Annotated in this window: 5 protein-coding genes; 3 read left to right on the top strand and 2 right to left on the bottom strand. The window is 27.1% G+C overall.

Annotated features, from left to right (window positions below):
- The 3 genes from COZ07_RS01815 to miaA all read left to right on the top strand — a co-directional run.
- Positions 1-150: DUF5661 family protein (locus COZ07_RS01815; protein WP_406606900.1), on the top strand; the 150-nt coding region annotated here is incomplete at its 5' end.
- 143 nt (positions 151-293) lie between these two features.
- Positions 294-1,643: a MiaB/RimO family radical SAM methylthiotransferase gene (gene miaB, locus COZ07_RS01810; protein WP_406606888.1), complete on the top strand. Its 1,350-nt coding sequence runs from the start codon at positions 294-296 to the stop codon at positions 1,641-1,643.
- A complete protein-coding gene (miaA, locus tag COZ07_RS01805; RefSeq protein WP_406606887.1) occupies positions 1,640-2,593 on the top strand; it encodes a tRNA (adenosine(37)-N6)-dimethylallyltransferase MiaA in 954 nt (317 codons plus the stop codon). Before miaB ends, miaA begins: the two co-directional genes overlap by 4 nt.
- A gap of 564 nt (positions 2,594-3,157) precedes the next feature.
- Here the strand turns inward: miaA and COZ07_RS01800 are convergent.
- Entirely contained in the window at positions 3,158-3,610 is a 453-nt protein-coding gene (locus COZ07_RS01800; RefSeq protein ID WP_406606886.1) for a hypothetical protein, read from the bottom strand.
- Positions 3,611-3,615: 5 nt separating this feature from the next.
- The coding region (locus COZ07_RS01795; protein ID WP_406606885.1) for a hypothetical protein at positions 3,616-3,887 on the bottom strand (272 nt) is incomplete at its 5' end.

The raw sequence follows: 3,887 nt of genomic DNA, 5'->3' as shown, positions 1-3,887 counted from the left end.
GGTTTACGTGATCCAGCAACAAATGTTACGAATGATGACCCCTTAACTACCGGAAAAATTGCCTTAGCGCATCTTACTGAATTTCCTGATTATTATACCAGGCTCGCCAAGATGGAAAAAGAAGCAGAGGATTTTTGGAATAAAGATTAAATATATTGTTTAAAAAATCAAAAAACTAACCGAGCAATGCAAGAGGTTAGAGGGATTGAGAGGGAGCATCCAAAAAGATATTTTTTCTTTTGATTTTTTGCTCCCTTTGATCTTATATTTTTTGAGGAGATTCAAAAATCAAAATGGCTGAGAAACTAAAGAGTTACAAAACTAATTCACTTAAAGTTTACGTCAAGACTTTCGGCTGTCAGATGAATGTGAATGACTCAGAATATATAGTTGGTCAATTAGAACAATTAGGTTATTCAAGAACAAGAGATATTTTCAAATCTGATTTAATTTTATTAAATACCTGCTGTGTGAGAGAAAATGTTGAACAAAAAATATACAGTCTTATTAGTAAGATAAAAAAAATAAAAGAAAATACTCCAAGTATAATATTAGGCATTTGCGGGTGTATGGCTCAAAAAGAAAAGGAAAATATATTTAAAAAAGCACCTTATGTCGATTTGATATTTAATCCTTCTCAAATAAATAATTTAGAAGAAATTATTAATATTACCAAATATGGAAATAAAAAATATATTTTTTGTGAAAATTCAACTAAATTTATATTGAAGCATATCCCAGTTATAAGAGAAAGCAAAATATCTGCTTGGATCCAAATAATGAGAGGTTGCAATAATTATTGTTCTTATTGTGTCGTTCCCTATACCCGAGGACCGGAACAGAGCAGGGGAGTTTCTGAAATATTAGCTGAAGCAGAGAATTTAGCTCAAGAAAATTATAAAGAAATATTTTTATTAGGACAAAATGTAAATTCATATGGAAAAAATCTACCTGAATCTGTAACATTTTCCAAATTATTAACACTACTAAATAATATCAATGGCATAGAAAGAATAAGATTTATGACCTCTCATCCCAAAGATTTTAATTTTGATTTAATAAAAGTGGTAAAGAATGGTGATAAAGTTTGCGAACACATACATTTACCTATTCAGTCAGGTTCGAATAAAATTCTCAAAATTATGAATAGGGAATATAATGTTAATCAATATAAAAGTATTATTAAAGAAATTAGAAGTAATATAAATAATATAAGCATTACTACTGATGTAATGGTAGGATTTCCAGGAGAAACAGAAGAAGATTTTCAACAGACTTTAAATACTTTTGAGGAAATAAAATTTGATGATGCCTATACTTTTATATATTCCAACAGAGAAAATACCATTGCTTCTCTAATGCCTAATCAGGTTCCTTTACAAGTTAAAAAAGAAAGATTACGGAGACTTATTAATTTACAAAAGGAAATCTCCACCAAAATTAATAAAAAATTAGAAGGGGAGGTATTGGAAGTTTTAGTGGATAAAAAATCTCTAAAAAATATCCCCAATCAACTTTCAGGTAGAACCAGAACTAATAAAACCGTTGTCTTTATTGGTGAGCAAGAATTGGTTGGCAAATTAGTTGAGGTGAAAATTATTAAATCAGATACCTGGACCTTATATGGAGAATTAGTTAAATGACTGGCAATAAGGAAGATAATAATTTATTAATATTATTAGGTCCAACCGGGGTAGGTAAAACAGATATTTCCATTAAATTAGCTAAAAAATTACCTAATCTAGAAATAATTTCTGCAGATTCCATGCAAATATATAAATATATGGATATTGGGACTGCTAAACCTAATAATAACATATTAAAAATAATAAAACATCATATGATAGATATTGCTGATCCAGCAGAGAATTTTGACGTAATCCAATATAGCAAATTAGCTACCAAGATAATATTAGATATCTTTAAAAGAGGCAAAATACCAATATTAATTGGTGGTTCGGGGCTCTATATTTCCTCAATAATCGAACCAATCTTCTCAGGACCTAATAAAGATAGTGTTTATAGAGAAATATTAGAAGAAGAATCAGAAATTTACGGTAAAGAGTATTTATATAATAAACTAGTTAAAATAGATCCGATTTCTGCTTTAAAAATTAATTCAAATGATTTAAAAAGAATAATTAGAGCTCTGGAAGTATATCAATCTACTGGTAAAACCATCTCTTATTTACAGAAAAAAGCTTACCATAAAAATGCAAAATTTAAATATCAAATTATAGGACTAAAAAGGAATAGAGAGAAATTGTATCAAAAAATAAATTCACGTGTTGATAAAATGATTAAAGATGGACTTATAGAAGAAGTAAAAATGTTAAGAGAAAGAGGATATAATGAAAATCTAAATTCCATGCAGGGATTAGGTTATAAACAAATAAATAAATATCTTGATGGTGAATATGACCAAAAAACAGCCATTAACTTAATCAAAAGAGATACTCGTAGATATGCAAAAAGACAAATGACCTGGTTTAATCATAAAATAAAAAATATTGAATGGATAAATTTAGATGAATATGATGATAATGAAACAGTTTCGAAGATAAAAAATAAAAGGGTGTTCGAGGAACTTTAACCTATTTTTTATAATTTTACTACGTCCTATAATATATCTTATGTAAAGTAAATCAAATAATAAAAAAAAGAAAGAAACTCTCAAGACCTCATAATTAAATGTGATTTCTTTTACATCATTTATTATATCTTTTGCTACGATTCTATTATTCAAATACATATACAACAAAACCCCCTATTATATTTTTAAAAGACTCTTAATATAATACTTATATGGAGATTACACAAACTCCTTCTTTTTTAAAAATATTTTTATGGAGAAACACTGTATAAAAAGTCACTTGTGATTAATTATATGTGAAGGGGATAAAAGACCCCCCCTTAAATGACGAAATTGAAGGTTTAATTATTTCATAATTTAAAAATAAAATATTTACAGTATTTTTTTCATTAACTAGGAATTAAAAAATGTATCACCAATCCATTTAATAAAAAGTACCGGTTTTTTGCCATTAGATACTTCTTCAATTTCTGTAATATCTGTTTATATTTATAGACGCAAATCTCTCAAGAGCTTTTTCGAAAGGCATATTAAGTTTTAGATTTGTTTTTTTCTCCATAAAAATTACTGCTTTGGCCTTTCTAAACCAAAAATTCTAATATTATTAAGGTTTGTTTTAATATCTATTTTTATTATTTTTTGTATACTATTTTCTTTTAATATTTTCCCATAGATAATTTTAAGTTTTTCATTAGATATTTTCCCTTTAATATCAAAATATTTCTTGTATTTTTCAAATTCTCCAAGTGTCCAATTATTTTGAAAGAAAAATACATCAAGAATACAATCCACATCAAATCCGAACTCACCGGCTTTAAAATTTATAGTATTCTTTTTATTCTCTCTTTCATTCCCGGATTTATAGAGATTTGTTTTACTTGTAGTTGTAAAGATAAAAACGTTTAATGGTGTAGATAATTTACTGCTTGTACCTAAATATACAAACCAGCGGTCTTTTGTGATTCCATCTCTTTGTTCAGGATAATTTATCCATTTGAATACTGTACCTATTTCCATTTACATTAATGTAGATACAATAAAAAATTTTCTTCTATTGGTGATAATTCGCATTCTTTTTTGCTAAAAATATTTTTAAACGTGTCCTTATATTCTATTATTGAATTTTTCTTCTTTTTATATGCTACATCATAGGCTCGAACATCTTTATGAATATCATCGCAAATTTTGTCCGTATTTTCTTTTTCGGCTTTATTGGGATCTGCATATTTCTTAACCAATTCATCCATTTTTTCGATCTCGTATTTTGAAAAATAGTCTAGGTTTGCATTCTCTT

The organism is Candidatus Infernicultor aquiphilus, from assembly GCF_002784285.1.
Classification (GTDB): domain Bacteria; phylum Atribacterota; class Phoenicimicrobiia; order Phoenicimicrobiales; family Phoenicimicrobiaceae; genus Infernicultor; species Infernicultor aquiphilus.
The sequence above is the reverse complement of the archived record's forward strand: the minus strand, read 5'-3'. Positions and strand labels throughout refer to the sequence as shown.

What these genes read in the sequence shown, in the direction of transcription:
- miaB (WP_406606888.1), top strand. Translation starts at nt 294, where the DNA reads ATGGCTGAGAAACTAAAGAGTTACAAAACTAATTCACTTAAAGTTTAC.
- COZ07_RS01800 (WP_406606886.1), bottom strand. Translation starts at nt 3,610, where the DNA reads ATGGAAATAGGTACAGTATTCAAATGGATAAATTATCCTGAACAAAGA.
- miaA (WP_406606887.1), top strand. Translation starts at nt 1,640, where the DNA reads ATGACTGGCAATAAGGAAGATAATAATTTATTAATATTATTAGGTCCA.